Origin of the sequence: Bradyrhizobium sp. AZCC 1721 (assembly GCF_036924715.1) — a bacterium.
GTDB lineage: Bacteria > Pseudomonadota > Alphaproteobacteria > Rhizobiales > Xanthobacteraceae > Bradyrhizobium.
In genome coordinates this window covers 3148189-3169993 of record NZ_JAZHSB010000001.1, presented here as the reverse complement: position 1 = coordinate 3169993, position 21805 = coordinate 3148189, and the positions used below count along the sequence as shown (strand labels likewise).

The following is a 21805-nucleotide window of genomic DNA, read 5'->3' as shown; positions in this document are numbered from 1 at the left end:
CGCGTCAATCCGGGCGCGATAGGATGGCCGCATGACCGACACTCTCCTCAAGGCTGTTCGCCGCTATGCACAGGCCAATGCCGATCCGGCCGGGATTGCCCGGACTCCCATTGCCGGTCTGACGGCCATTCGTGCGACTGCACCCAGCGGCCTCGACTACGCGATCTCCCGACCGCTCGTCTGTCTCGTGCTGCAGGGAACCAAGCACGTGACGATGGGCAATCGGGCCTTCACGTTCAGCGCGGGTGACTCTTTGCTGGTCACAGCTGACGTTCCAACGGTGAGCCAGGTCAAGCGGGCGAGCATCGCCTCGCCCTACTTCGCGCTCGTGTTGGACCTCGACCCGGCGGTGATCGCAGATCTCGCCGTGGAGATGAAAGCCGTGCCGACCGCCGACGGCGCGCCCGTGCGCTGGGAGCCGACCGATGCCGAGGTCACCGACGCGGCCCTTCGGCTGATGCGCCTGATTGAGCGCCCGGCGTCCGTTCCAGTGCTGCGCGCACAGTTGATACGTGAGATGCATTACTGGCTTCTGACCGGCCGCCACGGAGAGGCGATCCGGCGTCTTGGCTGGCCGGACGGTCACGTGCAGCGAGTGGCGCGCGCGGTCGCAATGCTTCGGGCCAAGTTCGCCCAGCCACTACGGGTCGAGCAACTGGCGGCCGTTTCCGGGATGAGCCCGTCGTCCTTCCATCAGCATTTTCGGGCCGTGACGTCGCTTTCGCCGCTGCAGTTCCAGAAACAATTGCGCCTGATCGAGGCGCGACGCCTGATGTTATCTGAAGGGATGGCCGCGAGCAGCGCGGCCTTTGCGGTCGGCTACGAGAGCGTGTCGCAGTTCACCCGGGAATACGGCCGCCTGTTCGGCTTGCCGCCGGGCCGGGAGACCAAGGCAGCGAGAGGGAATGTCCAGGCCGCCTGATTCACCCTGCGCACTGTTCACCAGTTCGTCACGATGAGCACACCGTGTGGCTATCGACAATTACTTCCTTGCCACAACGAACGGCCGCCCGTCCTTGCCACGCGAGGCATGGCGGGCGCGCTCGATGATTTCAAATCCCGCTGCCGAAATTTCGCGCTCCAGGTCCTCCGCGGACAGGAACGCCACATAGGGCGCCTTGCCGACGAGTTGCATCAGGGGCAGCGCAATGCGCAATAGCGGATTCATTTCCTTCAGGCACGGCGTCTTGGAAATGAAGATCCCGCCGGGCCGCAGCAGCCGATGGACGCTTCGGAGCGCCGCTTCGCGCTCAGCCACCAGATGCAGAACGTTGAAGCCGAAAGCGATATCGAAAGTCCCGTCCGGCCACGGCGCCGCCTCGGGCCGCACCACTTCGAACGTGGCGTTGCTGCAGCCCTCGGCCTTCGCCTTCTCGCGCGCGATCGCGATCATTTCGCCCGATAAGTCGGTCGCCACAATGCGCCCGACCGATGGCGCGAGCTTTAGCGCCGTCGTTCCCGTTCCGCATCCGAACTCGAATGCCGCTTCGTCCCCCTTGAGATAATGTCGCGTCCGCTCCAGCGTGCGCTCATAGCCCGCCATATCGGCGATCGGGTCGGCGGCATATTTGCGCGCAGCGCGATCCCAGAACCGAGCATCATTTGCAACACGAAACATGGCGGCTCCCCCTGCGCTGCGGCTTCTAGCATATGTGCAGGAAATGGAAATGCTAACGGCGGCGCAGGTCGGCGGGGTGGGTTCGCGAAAGCGTAACCCGCCGTTCACGCGTTCGTCACGATGTGACAATGCGGTGGATTACGCCGGAGCCTGTCATCGGGCCGCGCTTTGCGCGGACCCGTTGGGCTAATCCACCCTGCGAGCTACTGAGTTCTCATGAACCCCGCTGCCGCGAAGACCCCAGAGGATCAGCGCAAAGGATATGATTCCCGTCGGGGCGGCTGGGTACATGACGAGTTGGATCAGCATCTCCTGAGCGTCGCTCCCACGAGCGCCGGCCGCCGCGATCGGAATGATCGAACCGCCGGCTCCCGAAAGAGCCGCGATCACGAAACCGGCGATCGTTGCAAGCGCGGAATAGATGAGAAACCAGAATGCCAGCCGTGACGGCACCGATGTGAGTTTCAGCTTCGGCCAGACCAGACCCACGGCCACAAGCAACACTCCGGTAAATCCGCTGAGCGTGTGAACCGAACGGCCGAGATTGGGTGCGGCGAAATACGGCACCGCAAATCCCTGGAAGCTCGTGAAGAGGAACAGGGCCACGCCGATCTGAATCAGCCGGTGACCCTGCACGGCCAGTGCTGTCGCGCTCATGCGTTGCTCCTTTTCGGCTGTCACCGTGATGTCTAGCGTACTCCCCTCCGCGACGAGGAGCAGATAGGGCCGGAAAGCCGATGTCGAAAGATGGATCCCTGCCGATCGGGCGTAGTGCCAGGAAGTGCATGAAGCGCGTCTTGATCGCGAGCATGTCTGGAACCAAAAAATCCTTGGTGATCCCGGCCAGCCAGGCAGTCCTTCACCGGGAACGGCGCGCCGGCGCCGCCGTTGACCGATGTTGCTGAAAAGGCCGATCCAATGGCTGGTCTTGAATTCGAGATGACCTATCGTCTGCGCGTGCGCGGTCCGATGCCGGCGACGCAAGGCTCGCCCCTTGGCGAGCACATCTACTGGGAGATGAGCGAGGGCACGCTGGAAGGTCCGCGTATCAATGCGCGGATCGCGATGCCGGGCGGTGACTGGTACCGGCCGGGCGCGGATGGCTTTGGCCGGCCCGATGTCCGCGTGCAATTCATCACGGACGATGACGCGGTTATTCTGCTGCACTACACCGGCCTCGTGCAGATGAATGACGCATTCACCAACGCCGCTGAAGCGGCCACCGCCACGCGCTTTGAAGATCACTACATGCGGATGGCGATGCGCTTCGATACCGGCGCACCGAATTATGCCTGGCTCAACCAGCATGTATTTTTGGCCGAGGGCCGTCTCACCGGAAAAAACCAGATCGAGTACCGCATTTACCGCGTCACGTGATTGCTGAATGCGCCAGATTACGCCGGAGCCTGCCATCGGGCCGCGCTTACGAGCTTCCGGCAGCGTCCTGCTCGATATCGCATTGCAGGATGTCAATGAAGCGATTGAAGGCACCGCAGAGCGCGATCCACGCGCGGATCGACGTGAGCGCCAACGGCGTCAGCCTCCCGCCATCAAATCCTTCGCCAGCGCCATGTAAGCCGGCAGCGTCACCGGGTCGTTGGCGGCGTTGCCGGCGGCCGGGTGTGAGGCATAGCGGGCGATCACCATCTCGGCTTTCGGATCGATATAGATGCCCTGCCCGTGAACGCCGCGCGCCATGAAGGCACCGTGCGCGTTATGTGTCACCCACCACTGGTTCCGGTACGACGCGCCGGGCAATGTGGTGTAGCCGGCCGGCTTGAACTTTTCGGGATCGCCGCCGCGCGCGATGTCTTCGACGACTTGAGACGGCACGATCTGGCGGCCGTTGAAGCGACCGTGATTGCGGATCGTCTCGCCGAAGCGGGCCAGATCGCGCAGTGTCGTCGAAAGCCCGCCGCCGCCGCTTTCGGTGCCGATGCGGTCGACGTGATAATGCGCGTCCTCTTCCGCACCCATCGGAATCCAGATCCGCTCCGAGAGCAGATCGGACAACGTCATGCCGCTCGCCCGCCGGCAGATCCAGGCCAGCACGTCTGAATTGACGGTCTTGTAGGCGAAGGCCTTGCCGTGCTCGCCCTGCTTGCGCTGCGCACACAGGAAATCGAAAATATTGGTCGCGCCCTCGTAGCCCGGCTCGATCGGCGCCATGCCGTTCGCCCGCCTGAGCCCGAACACGCCGGAATTCTTGTCGGTATAGACCTCGGTGTATTCGAGGCCCGTGGTCATATCCATCGCCTCGTGCACGCGCGCATCGCCGAACGCGCTGGCCTTGAGCTCCGGCACATAGTCCGTGATCGGCGCTTGCGGATCGATCTTGCCCTCCACGACCAGAATGCCGGCGAGCGTGCCGGTGAACGATTTTGTGACCGACATCGCGATATGCGGCTTGTGCGGCTTCAGCGCACCGAAATAGCGCTCGTAGATCAACCTGCCCCGGTGCAGCACGGCGACGCCATCGGCATAGGTTTCCTCAAGCATGCGCGCAAACGTCATCGGCCGCCCGTCCATCGTGACCGAAGCGGACGCGCCGATATCATGCTCCTCGCGCGGCAACACGGACGCGGGCCCCGCGCCGCGCCAGACGTTCACGGTCGGCACCAGTTGGCGGATGTTGCTCCAGGCCCAGCGCAATTCGGGGAAACTGCGGAACGATCCGTTCTGGAAGGTGATGGCTTTATCCGGCGGCGGGGGGAAGCCCTGCATCCAGCCGAGCGTTTGCGGATCGGTCTGGGCGGCGGTTTGGGGCTGTTGGCTTGGGGCGGTCGCGGTGGACATCGAGGATCACTCCAGAGAGGTGATCCCGACGTCGTACCATGCGGTCACGCACCGCACATCCCACGTTTGCGCTGGGGTGACCGCCACTGCGAGCGGTCGCGGAGAGGCACGTCACGTGGCTTAGCGATTAGCTAGTAGTCGATTCGTAGTCAGACATCTTCAAAATGCTCTTGGTGGTAGGTAATCTTCCAGGGGAGTTCCCCGCCCTTCGTCACTGTAATGCGAAACCTCTCTGGTGCTTCGCGTGTTCGTTGCTGCAAAGGTATCTCGGTTATAGATATGCCTGCCGGCAAATTTCGCTGCAGACCGTGAGCGATCATTTCTTCGAAGAAACACGCAATGCGATCAAAGAGCGTCGCGACTGTGACCGTTATAGCTTCGCCAGATAGGCTTGGTTCCTTCGCGGCGACCCTGCCGCTCTCAAGCGCATATGTCACTCGGGGAAATTCCCAAACCTCATGTTCGAGGTTGTTTCTAAGCAGGATAAGGCGCTCAGTCCATGCCCGACTATGGACGAGGTACTCCGCGAGATGAGGATCAACCGCCTTCAAGCGCTCAACTCCCGTATGAAACGCATTAGTCTTTTTGAAAAGGAATCCGATATCTATTCCGAGATTCGAGCAAAGGCTCTGGACCCCTGTCTTGATTGATCGCGCACCTGCATTCAGAAACGTTTCGAATTTTGTGGAGAGGTCCTTGTTGATATTTTCCAGCACACGAATGTTGCGCCCCTCTATTTTGGCTAACTCTCCCGACGCGATTCCTTCTTGATGATTGATCCAATGCCTCGAAAGATCATTACGCGCGGTTCGGGCCGCCATAATAGACGCCAGAGAGCTTTGAAATATGCGATCGAAAGCGAGGCGGGCAGATTCCTCTTTGAAGATATTCGCGCGAACGCGGAGCAATCCGAGCGTGCATCGAGCAATAAATGGAGTGCTTGTCCCCTCATCCATATACTTCTGCATCACAATGCCGTCTGCTCGGTTGCTAATTTTTAGATCGGATTGTCGCTGGATGTTTGCCAGCCATCGGCGGAATTCAATCTCTGAAATCGGCAGAACCGGCGATATCTGATGGGTCGGCCTCCTCATCACCCTCAAAAATTCGGGCTTCACGTTTGGCAGAAAGAACAAGAGTCCCTCAAGGGGAAGTTTCCCAGTAGAGAGAATAACGCCTCCCTCTTGCCATTTGAAGAAATTAATCGCGACTAGAACTTCGCCGCGCGCGTCTTCGAGCAAAATCGGATTTCTCGGTATGAACTGTCCGCTGTATCCGTCTTCCGGGACAGGGACGAATTCACCACGAACATTTGGCTGAAATCCGCGAGTGGTAATCGCGTCAGATGGTTGGCCAACCAATATATCTTGCCCATTGGGCAGCGTATTGGCGACGTCAGGCGCAAAGAAAACAAGATGCCCAACCAAGAATGCGACTAGCTTATTTATCGCCAAAGGACCTGTTGGCCGCATTACGATGGTGACGTAAATCGCAGGTGGCGCTGGTGGTCTGAAGGCACCCTCGGCCGGCGGCAGAAAGTCCCCGCTCAGTAATTCTCCAGGAAACTGTACCGCATAATTTAGAACTCCATGAGGGGCAACCACCAGCATATCGATCCAAGCACGATGCGGCGTTGCCGCATTGAGTCGAAACAGCTCGTCAGCCAAGGAATCGAGCGAAATTCTTGTTCGCAGAGCGAAGACGATGCCAAGAGTAATGTTCGTCCGTGTTTCGCCCCGAAGAACAGGCGTCTTTGCCAGCTGTTTTACCTTTGAGATTCGCGCATAGGCTTGCTGGAACGTAGTCAAATCGATTTCTTCTACGAACTCGACAACAGCGGCCACTCGATCGGCAGGAACATCTTTTTGGTCGCCTGGTTGAAAGGTACTATCAACCCGACATACGATGATTGAAAAGCAGGAACTCCGATTGCCCGATTCATCTACAATCGATCCAGAGCAAACCGCAAAATTGGAACGGATGAAACGCTGCAGCGTCTCCTTCAATCTAGCTCGGGCATTCTTCGGATCGGCTTCCAGTACCGCTCTAGCGGCTTGATAGATCTCGTCGGAAATATCGCTCACTAACATGCATCCGTTAGATAGGATTTCGATCAGAACAATTATTAGTGTAACAACCCGAGATGCAAGCTATGCGTGAGAGGAGATTCTTGGCAACACAAGGTATCAGCGCGGATTAGCGATAGCGTAACCGGCCGAACTCACTCAACAACATGGCGGATTACGCTTCGCTAATCCACCCTACGGCCCTAGCTCATGACTTCGGCGCAACGATTACTCGTACCTTAATCCCACCGGGGTGATTCTCGAGATCACGTTCAATACCCGTCGGATTTCCGACACGCCCTTCTGGATCATAGACAAAGCACACGAGCGTATCGCAGTCGGGGTGCTGCTCGTAGCGCGCTCGGTCGATGATAAGTTGCTCACCGAGTTCACCGGCCTTCATTGATGCACGCGTCTTCTTTACCTCGACGACGATCCGCTCCGCCTTGAGCAGGAAATCGACGCGCGATGAGCGCCCCGCGTAGCTCGGCGTCCACTCCTCAGGCCGAATATCGTCGAAGTGTAGCCGGAGGAATGCGTGCAGTAGGTCCTGCACGTCGTATTCGTCGTTAATCTCAAGAGTTGGGCGTTTGTCGTAACGATGCTGGAGTGTACGCGCCGCGGCGTGAAAGCGCAGGCACAATCGCTCAATCAAGTTCAGTTGATCAGGCGCGCCGGCATCGCCTTCAACATCATCCGGCGCATAGTCACGAATTTCATCAATCATCGAAGCGAGGATCGCGTCAGCTCGGGCAAGGCCGCGCTCATACGCTTGCTGGAATACGTAGTCTTCCGTACCTGACGAGAAAGCGCTTAAAGTGTAGCGGATGCTTTTGAAGTCATTGATGTTGCGGCTGCCAGGCATAAATGCTCGCTCGATGGCGATCTCGGTATCGCGCCGCCATTTATGAAATTCAGGACTTGCGCGCCGTTTTCCACGAAGCCCTTGTGCTGCTTGCCGTTGCCGCTCTAGGATTTCGATCGCACGCGCGGCCTGCATCAACTTCTCCCGTTCCACCATGACCAAGCTGATCTACATAAGTCCGCATTAGCTTGGCGCTCGATGAATCTTTGAGCGAAGTAGTATTAACAGAAGCTCGCCACCGCGACCGACTATCAATCCTCACTCCCACTCAATCGTCCCCGGCGGCTTGCTCGTCACGTCATACACCACCCTATTCACCCCCTTCACCTCGTTGATGATCCGCGTCGCGGTGGCGCCGAGGAAGCTCATGTCGAAGGGATAGAAGTCCGCGGTCATGCCGTCGGTGGAGGTCACCGCGCGTAAGCCCACGACATATTCGTAGGTGCGGCCATCGCCCATCACACCGACCGTTTTCACCGGCAACAGCACGGCAAAGGCTTGCCAGATCTTGTCGTAGAGGCCGGCTTTGCGGATCTGGTCGATGTAGACGGCGTCGGCGTTGCGGAGGATGTCGAGCTTTTCTTTCGTGATGTCGCCGGGACAGCGGATCGCGAGGCCGGGGCCCGGGAATGGATGCCGGCCGACGAAGATTTCGGGCAGGCCGAGTTCACGGCCCAAGACGCGGACTTCGTCCTTGAACAGTTCGCGCAACGGCTCGACCAGCTTCATGTTCATGCGATCAGGCAAGCCGCCGACATTGTGGTGCGACTTGATGGTCACCGAAGGGCCGCCGGTGAAGGAGACGCTTTCGATCACGTCGGGATAGAGCGTGCCCTGCGCCAGAAATTCGGCGCCGCCGATTTTCTTGGCTTCCTGCTCGAACACGTCGATGAACAGGCGGCCGATCGTCTTGCGCTTCGCCTCGGGATCACCGACGCCTTTGAGCTCGCCGAGGAAAAGCTTTGAAGCATCAACGTGCACCAGCGGGATATTGTAGTGATGGCGGAACAGGTCGACGACCGTTTCGGCTTCGTTCAGCCGCAGCAGGCCGTGGTCAACGAACACGCAGGTGAGCTGGTCGCCGATCGCCTCGTGGATCAGCACCGCGGCGACCGCGGAATCGACCCCGCCGGACAGGCCGCAGATCACCCTGCCCTTGCCGACCTGGGCGCGGATTTTCTCGATCGCTTCCTCGCGGAAGGCGCGCATGGTCCAGTCGCCGGTGAATCCTGCGACCTTGCGGACGAAATTGCGCAGCAGCTTGGCGCCATCAGGCGTATGCACCACTTCAGGGTGGAACATCAGGCCGTAATATTTGCGCTTCTCGTCCTGGATCACCGCGAACGGCGCGTTCGGCGAGACGGCGGCCACCGTAAAGCCCGGCGGCATTTTGGTAATGCGGTCGCCATGGCTCATCCACACCGGATGGCGTTCGCCCATCGACCAGGTGTCGTCGAACAATCTGCTCGCCGTCTTCACCTCGACATCGGCGCGGCCGAATTCGCGGTGGTGGCCGCCCTCGACCTCGCCGCCGAGCTGGGCGGCGAGCGTCATCTGGCCGTAGCAGATGCCGAGCACGGGGACGCCGGAATCGAAGATCAGTTGCGGCGCGCGCGGCGAGCCTTTTTCGTGCACTGACTCCGGCCCGCCGGAGAGGATCACAGCCTTCGGCTTCATCTCCTTGAAGGCTAATTCGGCCTTCTGGAACGGCACGATTTCGGAATAGACGCCCTCCTCGCGCACCCGGCGGGCGATCAGTTGCGTCACCTGACTGCCGAAGTCGACAATCAGAATCTTGTCATGCGCCGAGGCCACCGAGGGCGTCGACTCGCGGGCTTTCTGTGCTGCTGTCATGGACAGGAATTACGCGACGGGGCGCGGCCTCGCAACCGCGGCAACGGGCTGACCCACATTCTTTCTCGGGCATGGACAAATCGATATTAGGTAAGTATTATTGACCTAATCTGCGTCGGTTGCCGGGAGTCCGTATTGACGCGCTATCGTTCCGGGGCGCGCAAAGCGCGAACCCCAATGTACAATTGCACATTGTGGAACCTCGAGATTCTCAGATGCGCAATTGCGCACCATAGTTCGATGCTTCGCATCGCCCCGGAATGACGGGGCCTCTTATGAACGATCGCAGGACTTCCCCCATGAAAATTCCCACCCTGCCCTTCACCGTCACTGACTGGAGTCAGGTCGCCGCGACCACGCATCCGGGCGTTTCAGGCGAAGCGCTGTGGCGCACGCTCAACATCGGTGATCTCCGCGTGCGGATGGTCGAGTATTCACCGGGCTATTTCGCCGATCACTGGTGCGACCGCGGGCACGTGCTCTACGTGCTGGAAGGCGAGCTCGATACCGAACTGCGCGACGGGCGGACGTTCAAGCTTCGCGCGGGCATGAGCTACCAAGTGTCGGATTTCGGCGACGCCGCTCATCGCTCGTCGACGAAGACGGGCGCGAAGCTGTTCATTGTGGATTGAAGATCTCTCCCCCGTCATTGCGAGGAGCGAAGCGACGAAGCAATCCATCCTTCTTTACGCCGCGCTATGGATTGCTTAGCTTTCGCTCGCAATGACGCGGAAAGAGCGTCACGCCTTCTTCAGCACCGAGACGAAAAATCCATCCGTGCCTATCCTTCGCGGCGTCATCAGCCATCCCTCCGGCGATCGTAGCGCAGCCTTCTCAAAATCTTCCGCTCTGTCCCACAGCACGCTCGCTGTCTCGTTCGGTGGCTGAATCGAAAACTCGGGATGACGTGCCACGAAGGCGCGGACTTGTTCGCCGTTTTCGCTTGGCAGCACCGAGCAGGTGACATAGGCGATCCGGCCGCCGGGCTTGACCAGGCGGCTTGCGCGATCAAGCACTTCGGCCTGGTCCTTCAAGCGAACCTCCAGCGCGCCGGGGCGCATCCGCCATTTGGCGTCGGGATTGCGGCGCCAGGTTCCGGTGCCGGTGCAGGGCGCGTCGATCAGCACGAGATCGGCGGATGCCTTGATGTCGGCCAATGGATCAGTGTCGCCCTTCGGCGCGCGAATCTCGGCGTTGTGAACGCCGGCGCGTGAGAGGCGCTCGTAGATCGGGGCGAGCTGGCGCTTGTCGCGGTCGGTTGCGATCAATCGCCCCTTGCCTTGCATCATCGCGGCCAGCGCCAGCGTCTTGCCGCCGGCGCCGGCGCAGAGATCGATCACCTGCTCGCCGGGCTTGGCAGCGGTGAACAGCGCCGCAAGCTGCGAGCCCTCGTCCTGCACCTCGATCGCGCCCTTGATGAAATCCTCTTCGGCATGAATGCCGGGATTGCGGGCGTCGGCGCCGAGTTCGATGCGGAGGCCGATCGGCGACCACGGCGTCGGCGTAGCTCCGAGATGGCCGAGCGAGGCCAGCACTTTTTCGCGCTTGGCTTTGAGCGTATTGACGCGCAGATCGAGCGGCGCGCGGCTCGCCATTGCGGTTGCCTCCGCCACGCGGTCGTCGCCGAACACGGCGGCCAGATGCGCATCCAGCCATTCCGGATAGTCGCCGGCGATGTGCGGCGGCGCGTCGTCGAGGGTCCGCGACGTGAGCGCTGATCGTTCGGCCTCGGTCAGTGGTTCCGGCGCAAAGCGCCCGCCGTCGCAGAGAGCCGATATCGCCTCCACATCGAGCTTGCGCTCGAGCTTCAGCATGCCGAGCACGCGCGCCCGCGGCGTGTCGGCGTCCATCAGCCAGGCGCTCGATGCCCGCTGCCGCAACACGTCCCAGATCAGGCCCGAAATCGCCGCGCGATCGCCCGAGCCGGCATAGCGATGCGCGGTGCCCCACTCCTTCAGCGCCTTTGCCGCGGGAACGCGCTGCGCGTCGATGGTGTCGATCAGTTCGATGGCGGCGGAAAGGCGGGCAGCGGGGGTCATTCAGGGCTTTCTAGATCAGAAGCAGAAGCTTCAGCGCGAAATAGATCCACATCACGAGCAGCACCAGCGCGCCGGCAAACCACGCCAGGCTGCGCTGCTGGATGTTGTTCGAGGTGACGAAAATGCCGGCATGGGCAAATCGTGTCACCACGAACACCCAGGACATCAGCACGATGAAGAGATCGGCCCGGCGCAGCGGCAGCGCCAGCGCGATCAGGAGGTAGAACAGCAGGGGTACTTCGAACTGATTTGAGAAGCAATTGCCGATCTGGGCGACGCGGGCCGGATATTTCGGCTGGCCTGCCGCGATGTCCTTCAGGCTGGTTTCGCGGGCCTTCACCGCCTTGGTGCGGGCCGTCACCATCCAGAGCATCAGGAAGAATGTGAGCCCGATCAGAACGAAGACCGGCAGCAAAACCATTTGAACCGACATGAGAATCTCCCCCGAAGCCTGCCTGAGGTCCTTAAAGCAATAACGAGACGCCGCTCACCTGACAAATCCACTTAACCGGGCTCGCTTGAACCACAAAGAGAGCCCAGACGACCAACTATCGAGAATTCCGATGGTTCTGGTCTCGAACCGACCTTGAAGCAATCCGCGAGCAGGCGATGAACATCACCTCCCCAATCCTGACCGGCGCCGGCCGCGCCGCCGAGTTGCCCGGCGATTCCGTGACCTCCCTGCTCCGGGCCGTCGGATTCAGCGACGGCCCCGACGGCGGCCTTGGCATCGTCATGTCGGCCTTGGCCGGTATCGCCGCGGCGCTGGCGGTCGCGATCATGCTCTCCGTCTATTTCCACAGCGGCCACCGCAGCCGCCACGATCTGCTCAAACACGGGCTTGCCGCTTGCGCGGGGCTGGTCTTGCTCGCCTTCGCGATCTCGGACATCAGGCACGCGGCGCAGGCCTATCTCGGCCTCAATCCGGCAAAGCCCGCGGTGGAATTTGAAATCCGCCTGCCGAAGGCGACGTTGACGACCGCCGCAGACATCCAGATCGAGCTGCTCACTGACCGGAACCAGAAACTGGCGAAGGTCGAGGGCGCGCTGGCCTCCGCGCCCGACGGCCGCAGCATCCTGCGCGGGACCGTGACGCTGGATTACCGCACCACCGAGCGCATGATGGTGCTAAATCTGCCCGGCCGGGCCCAAAGCACGTTCCGCCTGCGGCTGCCGGCAAGCCCCTCGCATTCGGAGCAGTTCGGGCCGTGGCATCTGGCCGACGGCATCGTCCCCGCCAATGGCGACACGGTGACATCAGAGATTCACGACGCCTTCGCGATCCGCTACCGCGTGCTGTGACGCCCGTTGAGATATGCAGATGGCGGACCGCTGGGCACATTTACTTTGACGTCAACAACCAGCGCTCTACTGTATCCCTGACGGTCGCCAAAAAAGAGCGGCCGCGGGAGGAGTGCAACTTTGCGATTTCGCGATCAGGAAATTGTCTTCGCTGGCGGCGCCAAGGGACAGAATATCGATATTCTCACCGCCAATCCGGTCAATTACTTCCACGTCATCAGCAATGCAGCCGAGCTGCCCAGACTTGTGGTCGACGGCAAGCTGTTCCTGCCGGCCTCGGATACGCGCAAACGTAACGGAAAACTTCCGCTGGTGATGGTGGTGCCGGGCAGCCTCGGCGTTGCGCCCTCGCACCTGGCGCACGCCGAAACGGTGGTCGGCGACGGCTTTGCAGCGTTTGTCCTCGACAGTTTCGGCGCGCGCAACGTGACCTCGACGGTCGCCAACCAGACCCAATTCTCCTTTGCCGCCAGCGCCTATGACGTGCTGGCGGCCTGGATGGTGCTGTCAGCCCATCCGGAGATCGACGCATCCCGGATCGGCGCGCAGGGCCACAGCCGCGGCGGCTCGGCCGTGCTGACGGCAGCGACGCGTCGCTTTGCCGACGCGGTGGTCGGCGCCGGCGCCGGTTTTCGAAGCGTGCTCGCCGCCTATCCCTGGAGCGGTCATCAGTTCCTCGATCCGTCCGTCGACGAAACCGAAATCCGCGTCATCATGGGCGATGCCGATGAATGGTGCTCGCCGATGCAGGTGCAGGGCCATTGCCAGGCCATCCGCCTCTCCGGCGGCAAGGCGACGATGCGGCTGATCGGCGGCGCGCAGCACAGTTTTGACCGCGGCACCGGGATCGAGAACGTCGCTGAAGCATCCGTCTCCCCCGCCGCGCCGACGGCCTATATCGCCAATGACGGCGCCTTCATCCATCCGCTTCAGGGCGTCGCGGAGAGCAAGCTCACCGACCGCGACCTGATGATCTATGCGCTGAAGGCCGGCTATGGCCACAAGGGCGCGAAGATCGGAAGCCGCGACGGAGACGCCGAACTGTTCAAGGCGGATATGCTCGCGTTCTGGCGAAGGACGTTGGGGTGAGCATCGTTGCCATCCCGAAAAATCGTCATCCTTCCGACGTCAGGTCCGGCTAGGATCGGGCTAAAAGGAATACTGCATGTCCGAATTTCGCCTGACGCAAATTTCCGATACCCACCTCGCCCGCCGTCTGCAAAAACTCACCGACAATTTTCACCGCGTCAGCGAGCACATCGATGCGACCCGGCCGGACCTCGTCGTCAACACCGGCGATTTGGCCTTCGATGCGCCAACCAGCCGAGACGATCTCCAATTTGCCAGCGAATTGCATGACTTGCTGCCGGTGCCGTGCCGGCATTTGCCGGGCAATCACGACGTCGGCGACAACCCGACGGAAGTCGCCCCTGCGCCGAAGGATCTGGCGACAGAAAACGAACGGCAGAACTATCTTTCCGTGATCGGCGAAGACCGCTGGCGCTTCGATGCGGCCGGCTGGTGCTTCATCGGATTGAACTCGCTGATCATGAATACCGGGATCGAGAGCGAGGCGGAGCAGTTCGGCTGGCTGGCTTCAGAACTCGGGCGTGTGAACGGCAAGCCGATCGCGCTGTTCCTGCACAAGCCGCTGTTTTTGAACGCACCTGACGACCCCGAGACTCTCGACACGGCTATCCGCTATGTGCCGCAACCGCGGCGCAGAAGCTTGATCGAAATGTTTTCGAAGGTCGATCTGCGGCTGGTCGCCTCAGGGCACGTCCATCAGCGTCGCGACTTCACCTATCGTCACACGCGCCACGTCTGGGCGCCGTCGACAGGCTTCATTCTTCCCGAACGAATTCAGCCGGTCATCGGCATCAAGGAAGTCGGGCTGGTAGAGTATCGCTTCCAGCCCGACGCCCTTGAAGTCCGGCACATCAAGGCGCCGGAGCAAACCGATGTCGATCTGGATTCACTGATCGGCAGGAACCCCTAGACCTCAGTACTCCCGCTCAATGTAGTAGGAGCCATCGGTCCAGGGCTGTGACGCAAATGCGCCCACGCGTGGGGCCGGGTGAAACCGGTTACCGTAGTAGTACCCCGGGGGCGTGGTGGTCCTGACGCCATAGCCTCCTGTGACGTAGGCTGAGTTCGGATAGCTATAGCCTGTCACGCCGGGCTCCTGATAGACCACTTGAGCCATCGCAGGAGTGGCCAGCATCGTGGCGGCAACCAGGCCGAGCGATAGTTTCTTGAAGTTCGTCATTTGGCTTCTCCATCAGATGTCAGGGCCAACGACAGTTGCGAAGGGACGTTCCGCCGCCCGCCTCAAGTAGGCGTGAGCTTGTTCCTGAGGGTTCCCAGAACTCAGGCGCGCCGGCTTCAAATCTTGTCCGGCCCGACGCGCACCAACTGCTTACCGAAATTGGCGCCCTTCAGAAGGCCCATGAACGCAGTCGGCGCGCTCTCGAGCCCTTCGGTGACGAACTCCTTGTGCTTGACTTTGCCCTCGCGCACCCACCCCGACATGTCGCGCAGGAAGTCGCCGTGGCGCGCGGCGAAATCGCTGACGATGAAACCGCGGATGGTCAGGCGCTTGGTCAATACCGCGCGCATCAGGGACGGCGCCCATTTCGGCGCCACCGCCTGCGTGTCGTTGTAATGTGCGATCAGGCCGCAGACCGGAATGCGCGCAAACGCATTGAGCAGCGGGAACACCGCTTCGAACACCGCGCCGCCGACATTTTCGAAATAGACGTCGATGCCTTTTGGGCAAGCATCCTTCAGCTTGGCCGCGAGATCAGGGTCGCGGTGATCGAGGCAATCGTCGAAGCCGAGTTCATTCTTGACGTAAGCGCATTTGTCCTTGCCGCCGGCAATGCCGACCGCGCGGGCGCCCTTGATCTTCGCGATCTGGCCGACCGCCGAGCCGACCGCGCCGGAAGCGGCCGGCGACGACGACGGTTTCGCCTGCCTGCGGCTTGCCGATGTCGAGCAGGCCCGTATACGCCGTCATGCCGGGCATGCCGAGCACGCCGACCGCGGTCGAGATCGGCGCGATTTTCGGATCGATTTTTGCAAGACCCTTGCCGTCGGAGACCGCATGCGTCTGCCAGCCGGCGCGCGAGAGCACGATGTCGCCCTTGGCGAAGCCGGGATTGTTCGAGGCGATCACTTCGCTGACGGTGCCTGCTTCCATCACGCCGCCGATCGGCACCGGCTGGGCATAGGACGGCCCGTCACTCATGCGCCCGCGCATGTAGGGATCGAGCGACAGCCAGATGGTGCGAAGGAGCACCTCGCCAGCGCCCGGCGTGGGGATGGGGCAATCCTCAAGGCGGAAGTCGGAGGGCTTTGGTTCGCCGACGGGGCGCGAGGCGAGAACGATGCGTTTGGCTTGGGACATGACGGTTTCCTCCAAATGTTATTGTTGTTCGTCATTGCGAGCGTAGCGAAGCAATCCACAGCTCCGCAAGCTGTGAAATGGATTGCTTCGCTGCGCTCGCAATGACGGTGGAGAGTGGCGCTCCCGTTCCAAACGCCGTCATTCCGGGGCGCGAAGCGAACTATGGTGCGCAATTGCGCACCTGAGAATCTCGAGACTCCGGGTCTGGTCCTTCGGACCATCCCGGAATGACGGAGGAGAACTACGCCCCGCCCGGATAATTCGGGCTCTCCCGCGTGATCGTCACGTCGTGGACGTGGCTTTCGCGCAGGCCCGCGCCGGTGATGCGGACGAACTGCGCCTTTTCGTGGAATTCGGCGAGATTGCGTGCGCCGACATAGCCCATCGCGGCGCGCAGGCCGCCGGCGAGCTGGTGCATGACATTGGCGACCGGGCCCTTGTAGGGCACCTGGCCCTCGATGCCCTCGGGCACCAGTTTCAGCGTGTCCTTGATGTCCTGCTGGAAATAGCGGTCGGCCGAGCCGCGCGCCATCGCGCCGACCGAACCCATGCCGCGATAGGCCTTGTAGGAGCGGCCCTGCCACAGAAACACTTCGCCGGGCGTCTCGTCGGTGCCGGCGAGCAGCGAGCCGACCATGGCGATGTCGGCGCCGGCGGCGAGCGCTTTGGCCAGATCGCCGGAATATTTGATGCCGCCATCGGCAATCACTGAAACGTTGGCCTTCTTCGCCGCTTCCACCGCATCCATGATCGCGGTGAGCTGCGGCACGCCGACGCCGGCGACGATGCGCGTCGTGCAGATCGAGCCCGGGCCGATGCCGACCTTGATCGCGTCAGCGCCCGCGTCGATCAGCGCCTGCGCGCCCTCTTTCGTTGCGATGTTGCCGGCAATCACCTGCACCGCGTTGGAAAGCCGCTTGATGCGATTGACCGCGTCGAGCACCCGCGAAGAATGGCCGTGTGCGGTATCGACCACGATCAGGTCGACGCCGGCATCGATCAGCCGCTCGGTGCGCTCAAAGCCACCCTCGCCGACCGTGGTCGCGGCAGCCACACGCAGGCGGCCATGCTCGTCCTTGCAGGCGAGCGGATGCGCAACCGCCTTTTCCATGTCCTTGACGGTGATCAGCCCGACGCAGCGGTACTGGTCGTCGACAACGAGCAATTTCTCGATGCGGTGCGTGTGCAGCATCCGCTTCGCTTCGTCCTGGCTGACATCCTCGCGAACCGTGACGAGGTTCTCGTGCGTCATCAGCTCCGAGACTTTTTGTTTGGGATTGGTCGCAAAGCGGACGTCGCGGTTGGTGAGAATGCCGATCAGCTTGCCGGGCGAATTCTTGCCGGCGCCGGTGACGACGGGAATGCCGGAAAAGCCATGGTCCTTCATCAGCGCCAGCGCGTCCGACAGCATCGCATCGGGACCGATGGTCAGCGGATTGACCACCATTCCGGATTCATACTTCTTGACCTGCCGCACCTGCGCGGCCTGCCCCTCCGGATCGAAGTTGCGGTGGATGACGCCGACGCCGCCGGATTGCGCCATCGCGATCGCCATGCGCGCTTCGGTGACCGTATCCATCGCCGACGCGATAATCGGAATGTTCAGCGGAATCGCGCGGGTCACGTAGGAGCGGATATCAGCCTCCGAGGGCAAGATATCCGAGAGACCGGGCTTCAGAAGCACATCGTCGAACGTGAAGGCTTCACGGATACCCTGAAGTCCCTGCGCCATTGCCAACTCCTTTCGGCGGCTCGCCGCCGCGATCAGTTCTATGGATGAACGCCGCCTTCGCCGATGCTACCGGCATCGCCGTCGAATCGAAGCCCATCGGTGGGGTTGACGGTGGTCGATAGCATGGCAGCACGCCGAATCAAAGCGTTTGACGGCTATGCACAGACTTTTCGGGAAACGCCGCAATCCCAAGGGCTTAGGGCAAGAGCTTACGGGAAGGCCTTACGGCCGATAGCCCGGCGGCGGCCCGTGCTGGCGGATCGCCTCCACCACCTCGCGGTGCCGGCGATCCTCCCGCTTCATGTGAACCGCGATCAGCGCATGCGCCGACGGCACCAAGAGCAGGACGTGGAAGATCAGCCCGAAAACCAGGCAAAACACGATCAGGACCAGGTTGAAGATCGCCGAAAACGGCTGCCCGTTCAGGAGCAGCCCGAGCGGCGGCAACAGCGCGGCGAGAACGTAGATCATCATGACCTCCAGCGGCTGGCGCGGTGCATACCAGCGTCACGCAGGATTTAGGTGGTTTGCCCGGTTTCGCAATGGCTTGTGTGACGGCGGGATGATACAGCGCCCTCGCCTGCCTCTCTCTCCAGTCCCCGATCCCGATGGATAAGCAACGCCTGATCCCGCTGATCGTCGCCACCGCGCTGTTCATGGAGAACATGGACTCGACGGTGATTGCGACCTCGCTGCCGGCGATCGCGGCTGACATCGGCACCAGCCCGCTGACGCTGAAGCTGGCGATCACGTCCTATTTGCTCTCGCTCGCCGTGTTCATTCCGGCCAGCGGCTGGACCGCCGATCGCTTCGGTGCGCGCATGGTGTTCTCGATCGCCATCGGGGTGTTCATGATCGGGTCGATCGGGTGCGCGCTGTCGCAGAACATCACCCATTTCGTCATTGCCCGCATTCTGCAGGGCATGGGCGGGGCTATGATGACGCCGGTCGGGCGGCTGGTGCTGTTGCGCTCGATCGACAAGAGCGCGCTCGTCAATGCGATGACGTGGGTAACGGTGCCGGCGCTGGTCGGGCCGGTGATCGGCCCCCCGCTCGGCGGCTTCATTACCACCTACTTCTCCTGGCACTGGATATTTCTGATCAACATTCCGATCGGGCTGCTCGGCATCTTCATGGCGATGAAGTACATCGACCCGATCAAGAGCGAGGATCCCGAGCGCTTCGATCTCTATGGGCTGGTGCTGGCCGGGATTGGGCTAGCCGGCATCGCCTTCGGTCTCTCGGTCGCAGGTCTCAATTTGTTGCCCTGGCCGATTATCGCCGGCCTGGTCGCGATCGGCACCATCTCGATGACTCTCTATGTCATGCACGCGAAACGAACCGGCTCGCCGGTGCTCGATTTCTCGCTGCTGCGGCTGTCCACCATGCGCGCCAGCATTATCGGCGGCTTCCTGTTCCGGCTCGGCATCGGCGCGCTGCCGTTCCTGCTGCCGCTGTTGATGCAGGAGGGTTTTGGGCTGACGCCGTTCCAGTCCGGCCTGGTGACGTTTGCCTCGGCCGTCGGCGCCATGGGGATGAAGACGCTGGCGGCGCGCATCATTCGCGCCTTCGGCTTCCGCTACATGATGACGGTCAACGCCGTCATCAGCGCAGTCTTTCTCGCGGCCTGCGCATTGTTCACGGTGACGACGCCGCTGTTGCTGATCTTCATCATCCTGGTGGTCGGCGGCTTCTTCCGCTCGCTGCAGTTCACTGCGATCAACACCGTCGCCTATGCCGAGGTCGAGCCGGCGCAGATGAGCCGAGCCACCACGCTCGTCAGCGTCAACCAGCAATTGGCGATATCGGCAGGCGTCGCCGTGGGCGCGTTCTCGGTCGAATCGACCATGCTGTACCAGCATGTCACAGAGCTGAATGCCGGCGTATTCCCGCCCGCGTTCCTCGTGGTTGCGATCATCTCGGCGGCGTCGGCCTACTTCTTCCGGCAGATGCCTGACGACGCCGGCCACGAGATTTCAGGGCGCAAGGTCGTCGAGATCTCCAGCCGCAAGGGTGCGGAAAAGGCAGCGACTAGGAAGGCCGCCAGCGAAGGCACCGAGGACGCTCGGGATCAGCGACTGGGGTAACTCGCGGCGCATTTTCACACCCAAATGCCGGATTTTCCCGTCTCCGTGCCGCGCCGAACATCCTGCGCCCGTCGAGCCGCTGAGTCCCGGCAATCCGGTCAACGACCTCTCAATGACCTCTCAATGCCCCCTCAATGACCCCTTGGCCGTCGGGCCGGTCACTCCCCGCGTCGGAGTGCGCTGCCGCACTTCGTCCGCGTTGACAGACAGGGAAGCTTCGGCGCCAAGCGGCGGCGCTTTCATGTCTTCCGTCAGGAAGATGCGATCGATTCTACGGCGCATGAGCTGGTAGCACTCGCATGTCGCCGCTTCGAGCCGCTTCCTGTCAATCTCAATCGAGCTGCGCCGATTGGATCGGATTCCACCCGAGTCGCGCAGCTTGCATACGACATGCGTCACCGTCGGGCGGCGCACACCGAGCAGTTCCGAAAGCGTCTGTTGCGTCAGCGGCAGGATGTCGCCGTCGGCACGATCGTGGAGTTGCAGCAACCATCTTGCCAGGCGGGCCGTCACCGAGTGCAGCGCATTGCAGGCTGCGACGTGTTGGAATTGGACCATTAACGCCCTGGTGTGGATTTGAACCGTTCCCCTCAAGGCGCTGCTGCGTTCAAGCGCCGCCTGAAACTGTGCCGGCGAAATCTGCAGCGCGGTCCCCGCCACCCGCACCACCGCCGTCATCGGAGAGCGGGAAGGCCCCAGCGTCGTCAGGACGCCCACGGCTCCTTCATTGCCAACGACGGCGGTCGCAACGGTTTGTCCGCTCGGCATATCCATCACAAAAGCGATCAGGCCGCTAAGCGGGAAATGAATCCGTTCTATTGGATCGCCCGACCGCACCAGTACGGCGTCACGTTCGAGGGTAACCAGTCGGAAATGACGCACAAGCAAATCGAGGTCTGCCGGCGGCAACGCAGCTAACAATCGATTACCGACTCTGGCCCTCTGCTCCATCACGGGAATACTCCTTCCCAGACGGAGGCGCGGCTCGCTTGCACAAAATTCCCGGTGGCGTTTCGGGCTGCATGCGATAAACAGACCGCGCCTGAGTACTGAATACAAATACTGAGTATTGAAATACGCCGCTACGGGAGAAAGTTCCAGGGATTCGACGCGTGATCCGGCCCAGGACTGCAACCGTCGGAGACGCCGTCCAGTCCCCGCGCCGCGCAGGTTGCGCTAGTTGCGGTGCCCTCGAAAGCCCATCGCCAGCACGTAGCGCTCCGAGGAGTCCTGCCGGCTCGAGGCCGGCTTGACGTGACGCACGCTGGAAAAGTCGCGCTTCAATTGGCCGACGAGTTCGGCATCGGCGCCGCTTTGAAAGACTTTTGCCAGGAACGTCCCGCCGGGATTGAGCACCTCAGCGGCAAAGGCCGCGGCCGTCTCGACGAGGCCGATGATGCGGAGCTGGTCGGTCTTGCGGTGGCCGGTGGTGTTGGCCGCCATGTCGGACATCACAACATCGGCGCGCCCGCCCATCATTGCGATCAGCTTTTCGGGTGCGTCCTCCGCCAGAAAGTCGAGCTGCGCGAAATCGACGCCGGGAATTTCCGGCATTTCCAGCAGATCGATCGCCACCACTTTGCCCTTGCCATTGATCGCGCCGACACGCTTGGCCGCGATCTGGCTCCAGCCGCCGGGGGCCGCGCCGAGATCGACCACGGCATTGCCGGGCTTGAGAAACCGATATTTGTCGTCGATTTCGATCAGCTTATAGGCCGCCCGCGAGCGATAGCCCTCCCGCTTGGCCTTTGCCACATAGGGATCGTTGAGCTGCCGCTCCAGCCAGAGCTTTGACGACAGCTTGCGCTTGCCCGCGCTTTTGACCGTGACGTGCAGCCGTCCGGTGGTGTCTTTCGCCATATCGATACTTGTCTTGAAAATGCCAGTCCGGACCCGGAGCCTGGAATCAGTAGCACGGAAGTGGATGCGCATTGAAGCGAGGATGATGGGCCGCCGGACCCACCATCCTAGCGCCGGCCCCCGTTGCCATGGAACAGCGCGACGCACCGAGCTGCCGGGTCATCCCGTTCGAGGTAA

The 21805-nt window shown here is 61.6% G+C and carries 20 protein-coding genes and 1 pseudogene; 7 read left to right on the top strand and 14 right to left on the bottom strand.

Annotated elements, in window-relative coordinates; genetic code table 11:
* Positions 1 to 31: 31 nt before the first annotated feature.
* Entirely contained in the window at positions 32 to 922 is an 891-nt protein-coding gene (locus V1273_RS14905) for an AraC family transcriptional regulator (protein WP_334410084.1), read from the top strand.
* Between the two features lie 60 nt (positions 923 to 982).
* On the opposite strand, the gene V1273_RS14900 is transcribed toward V1273_RS14905, so the two are convergent.
* Entirely contained in the window at positions 983 to 1618 is a 636-nt protein-coding gene (locus tag V1273_RS14900; protein WP_334410083.1) for a class I SAM-dependent methyltransferase, read from the bottom strand.
* 186 nt (positions 1619 to 1804) lie between these two features.
* A complete protein-coding gene (locus V1273_RS14895) occupies positions 1805 to 2275 on the bottom strand; it encodes a hypothetical protein (protein ID WP_334410081.1) in 471 nt (156 codons plus the stop codon).
* 261 nt (positions 2276 to 2536) lie between these two features.
* On the opposite strand from V1273_RS14895, the gene V1273_RS14890 reads away from it, so the two are divergent.
* A complete protein-coding gene (locus V1273_RS14890; protein WP_334410080.1) occupies positions 2537 to 2995 on the top strand; it encodes a DUF3237 domain-containing protein in 459 nt (152 codons plus the stop codon).
* A gap of 159 nt (positions 2996 to 3154) precedes the next feature.
* Here V1273_RS14890 and V1273_RS14885 read toward each other — a convergent pair whose 3' ends face one another.
* The 4 genes from V1273_RS14885 to guaA all read right to left on the bottom strand — a co-directional run bounded on the left by V1273_RS14885 (position 3155) and on the right by guaA (position 9199).
* Positions 3155 to 4414 carry a serine hydrolase domain-containing protein gene (locus V1273_RS14885; protein ID WP_334410079.1) on the bottom strand — a complete coding sequence of 420 codons (1260 nt, stop codon included), beginning with the start codon at positions 4412 to 4414 and terminating at the stop codon, positions 3155 to 3157.
* Positions 4415 to 4563: 149 nt separating this feature from the next.
* Positions 4564 to 6498, bottom strand: a complete 1935-nt coding sequence (locus V1273_RS14880; RefSeq protein ID WP_334410078.1) for a DUF6602 domain-containing protein — start codon at positions 6496 to 6498, stop codon at positions 4564 to 4566.
* A 190-nt stretch (positions 6499 to 6688) separates the two neighbouring features.
* Entirely contained in the window at positions 6689 to 7480 is a 792-nt protein-coding gene (locus V1273_RS14875; protein WP_334410076.1) for a hypothetical protein, read from the bottom strand.
* Positions 7481 to 7603: 123 nt separating this feature from the next.
* Positions 7604 to 9199, bottom strand: coding sequence for a glutamine-hydrolyzing GMP synthase (gene guaA / locus V1273_RS14870; RefSeq protein ID WP_334410075.1), 1596 nt, complete (start codon positions 9197 to 9199; stop codon positions 7604 to 7606).
* 299 nt (positions 9200 to 9498) lie between these two features.
* On the opposite strand from guaA, the gene V1273_RS14865 reads away from it, so the two are divergent.
* Positions 9499 to 9831, top strand: a complete 333-nt coding sequence (locus V1273_RS14865; protein WP_334375926.1) for a DHCW motif cupin fold protein — start codon at positions 9499 to 9501, stop codon at positions 9829 to 9831.
* Between the two features lie 108 nt (positions 9832 to 9939).
* On the opposite strand, the gene V1273_RS14860 is transcribed toward V1273_RS14865, so the two are convergent.
* Together V1273_RS14860 and V1273_RS14855 are read right to left on the bottom strand one after the other, a co-directional pair.
* Complete coding sequence (locus V1273_RS14860) at positions 9940 to 11238, bottom strand: RsmB/NOP family class I SAM-dependent RNA methyltransferase (protein WP_334410074.1); 1299 nt, start codon at positions 11236 to 11238, stop codon at positions 9940 to 9942.
* A gap of 10 nt (positions 11239 to 11248) precedes the next feature.
* On the bottom strand, positions 11249 to 11671 hold the full coding sequence (locus V1273_RS14855; RefSeq protein WP_334410073.1) for an MAPEG family protein: 423 nt from the start codon (positions 11669 to 11671) through the stop codon (positions 11249 to 11251).
* Positions 11672 to 11847: 176 nt separating this feature from the next.
* Here V1273_RS14855 and V1273_RS14850 point away from each other — a divergent pair, with 176 nt between their 5' ends.
* The 3 genes from V1273_RS14850 to V1273_RS14840 all read left to right on the top strand — a co-directional run bounded on the left by V1273_RS14850 (position 11848) and on the right by V1273_RS14840 (position 14539).
* Positions 11848 to 12540: an acriflavin resistance protein gene (locus V1273_RS14850; RefSeq protein ID WP_334410072.1), complete on the top strand. Its 693-nt coding sequence runs from the start codon at positions 11848 to 11850 to the stop codon at positions 12538 to 12540.
* Between the two features lie 120 nt (positions 12541 to 12660).
* Positions 12661 to 13629, top strand: a complete 969-nt coding sequence (locus V1273_RS14845; protein WP_334410071.1) for a dienelactone hydrolase family protein — start codon at positions 12661 to 12663, stop codon at positions 13627 to 13629.
* Between the two features lie 76 nt (positions 13630 to 13705).
* Complete coding sequence (locus V1273_RS14840; RefSeq protein ID WP_334410069.1) at positions 13706 to 14539, top strand: metallophosphoesterase family protein; 834 nt, start codon at positions 13706 to 13708, stop codon at positions 14537 to 14539.
* A 3-nt stretch (positions 14540 to 14542) separates the two neighbouring features.
* On the opposite strand, the gene V1273_RS14835 is transcribed toward V1273_RS14840, so the two are convergent.
* The 4 genes and pseudogenes from V1273_RS14835 to V1273_RS14820 form a co-directional block, all read right to left on the bottom strand.
* Positions 14543 to 14809 (bottom strand): hypothetical protein, encoded by a 267-nt coding sequence (locus tag V1273_RS14835; protein WP_334368345.1) that lies wholly within the window; start codon positions 14807 to 14809, stop codon positions 14543 to 14545.
* A gap of 116 nt (positions 14810 to 14925) precedes the next feature.
* A pseudogene (locus tag V1273_RS14830) lies at positions 14926 to 15949 on the bottom strand (NADP-dependent oxidoreductase).
* A gap of 241 nt (positions 15950 to 16190) precedes the next feature.
* Positions 16191 to 17681, bottom strand: a complete 1491-nt coding sequence (gene guaB, locus V1273_RS14825) for an IMP dehydrogenase (RefSeq protein WP_334410068.1) — start codon at positions 17679 to 17681, stop codon at positions 16191 to 16193.
* A gap of 222 nt (positions 17682 to 17903) precedes the next feature.
* Entirely contained in the window at positions 17904 to 18152 is a 249-nt protein-coding gene (locus V1273_RS14820) for a hypothetical protein (RefSeq protein ID WP_028346604.1), read from the bottom strand.
* Between the two features lie 137 nt (positions 18153 to 18289).
* Here V1273_RS14820 and V1273_RS14815 point away from each other — a divergent pair, with 137 nt between their 5' ends.
* Positions 18290 to 19768, top strand: coding sequence for a DHA2 family efflux MFS transporter permease subunit (locus V1273_RS14815; protein WP_334410066.1), 1479 nt, complete (start codon positions 18290 to 18292; stop codon positions 19766 to 19768).
* A 120-nt stretch (positions 19769 to 19888) separates the two neighbouring features.
* Here the strand turns inward: V1273_RS14815 and V1273_RS14810 are convergent, their stop codons facing one another.
* Positions 19889 to 20719, bottom strand: coding sequence for a Crp/Fnr family transcriptional regulator (locus V1273_RS14810; RefSeq protein WP_334369259.1), 831 nt, complete (start codon positions 20717 to 20719; stop codon positions 19889 to 19891).
* A gap of 225 nt (positions 20720 to 20944) precedes the next feature.
* Entirely contained in the window at positions 20945 to 21628 is a 684-nt protein-coding gene (locus V1273_RS14805) for an RlmE family RNA methyltransferase (protein ID WP_057846319.1), read from the bottom strand.
* Between the last annotated feature and the right edge of the window lie 177 nt (positions 21629 to 21805).

Bases quoted from the DNA above. Each gene is read 5' to 3' on its own strand.
- V1273_RS14905 (WP_334410084.1), top strand. From the start codon at position 32: ATGACCGACACTCTCCTCAAGGCTGTTCGCCGCTATGCACAGGCCAAT.
- V1273_RS14900 (WP_334410083.1), bottom strand. From the start codon at position 1,618: ATGTTTCGTGTTGCAAATGATGCTCGGTTCTGGGATCGCGCTGCGCGC.
- V1273_RS14895 (WP_334410081.1), bottom strand. From the start codon at position 2,275: ATGAGCGCGACAGCACTGGCCGTGCAGGGTCACCGGCTGATTCAGATC.
- V1273_RS14890 (WP_334410080.1), top strand. From the start codon at position 2,537: ATGGCTGGTCTTGAATTCGAGATGACCTATCGTCTGCGCGTGCGCGGT.
- V1273_RS14885 (WP_334410079.1), bottom strand. From the start codon at position 4,414: ATGTCCACCGCGACCGCCCCAAGCCAACAGCCCCAAACCGCCGCCCAG.
- V1273_RS14875 (WP_334410076.1), bottom strand. From the start codon at position 7,480: ATGCAGGCCGCGCGTGCGATCGAAATCCTAGAGCGGCAACGGCAAGCA.
- guaA (WP_334410075.1), bottom strand. From the start codon at position 9,199: ATGACAGCAGCACAGAAAGCCCGCGAGTCGACGCCCTCGGTGGCCTCG.
- V1273_RS14865 (WP_334375926.1), top strand. From the start codon at position 9,499: ATGAAAATTCCCACCCTGCCCTTCACCGTCACTGACTGGAGTCAGGTC.
- V1273_RS14860 (WP_334410074.1), bottom strand. From the start codon at position 11,238: ATGACCCCCGCTGCCCGCCTTTCCGCCGCCATCGAACTGATCGACACC.
- V1273_RS14855 (WP_334410073.1), bottom strand. From the start codon at position 11,671: ATGTCGGTTCAAATGGTTTTGCTGCCGGTCTTCGTTCTGATCGGGCTC.
- V1273_RS14850 (WP_334410072.1), top strand. From the start codon at position 11,848: ATGAACATCACCTCCCCAATCCTGACCGGCGCCGGCCGCGCCGCCGAG.
- V1273_RS14840 (WP_334410069.1), top strand. From the start codon at position 13,706: ATGTCCGAATTTCGCCTGACGCAAATTTCCGATACCCACCTCGCCCGC.
- V1273_RS14835 (WP_334368345.1), bottom strand. From the start codon at position 14,809: ATGACGAACTTCAAGAAACTATCGCTCGGCCTGGTTGCCGCCACGATG.
- guaB (WP_334410068.1), bottom strand. From the start codon at position 17,681: ATGGCGCAGGGACTTCAGGGTATCCGTGAAGCCTTCACGTTCGACGAT.
- V1273_RS14820 (WP_028346604.1), bottom strand. From the start codon at position 18,152: ATGATCTACGTTCTCGCCGCGCTGTTGCCGCCGCTCGGGCTGCTCCTG.
- V1273_RS14815 (WP_334410066.1), top strand. From the start codon at position 18,290: ATGGATAAGCAACGCCTGATCCCGCTGATCGTCGCCACCGCGCTGTTC.
- V1273_RS14810 (WP_334369259.1), bottom strand. From the start codon at position 20,719: ATGGAGCAGAGGGCCAGAGTCGGTAATCGATTGTTAGCTGCGTTGCCG.
- V1273_RS14805 (WP_057846319.1), bottom strand. From the start codon at position 21,628: ATGGCGAAAGACACCACCGGACGGCTGCACGTCACGGTCAAAAGCGCG.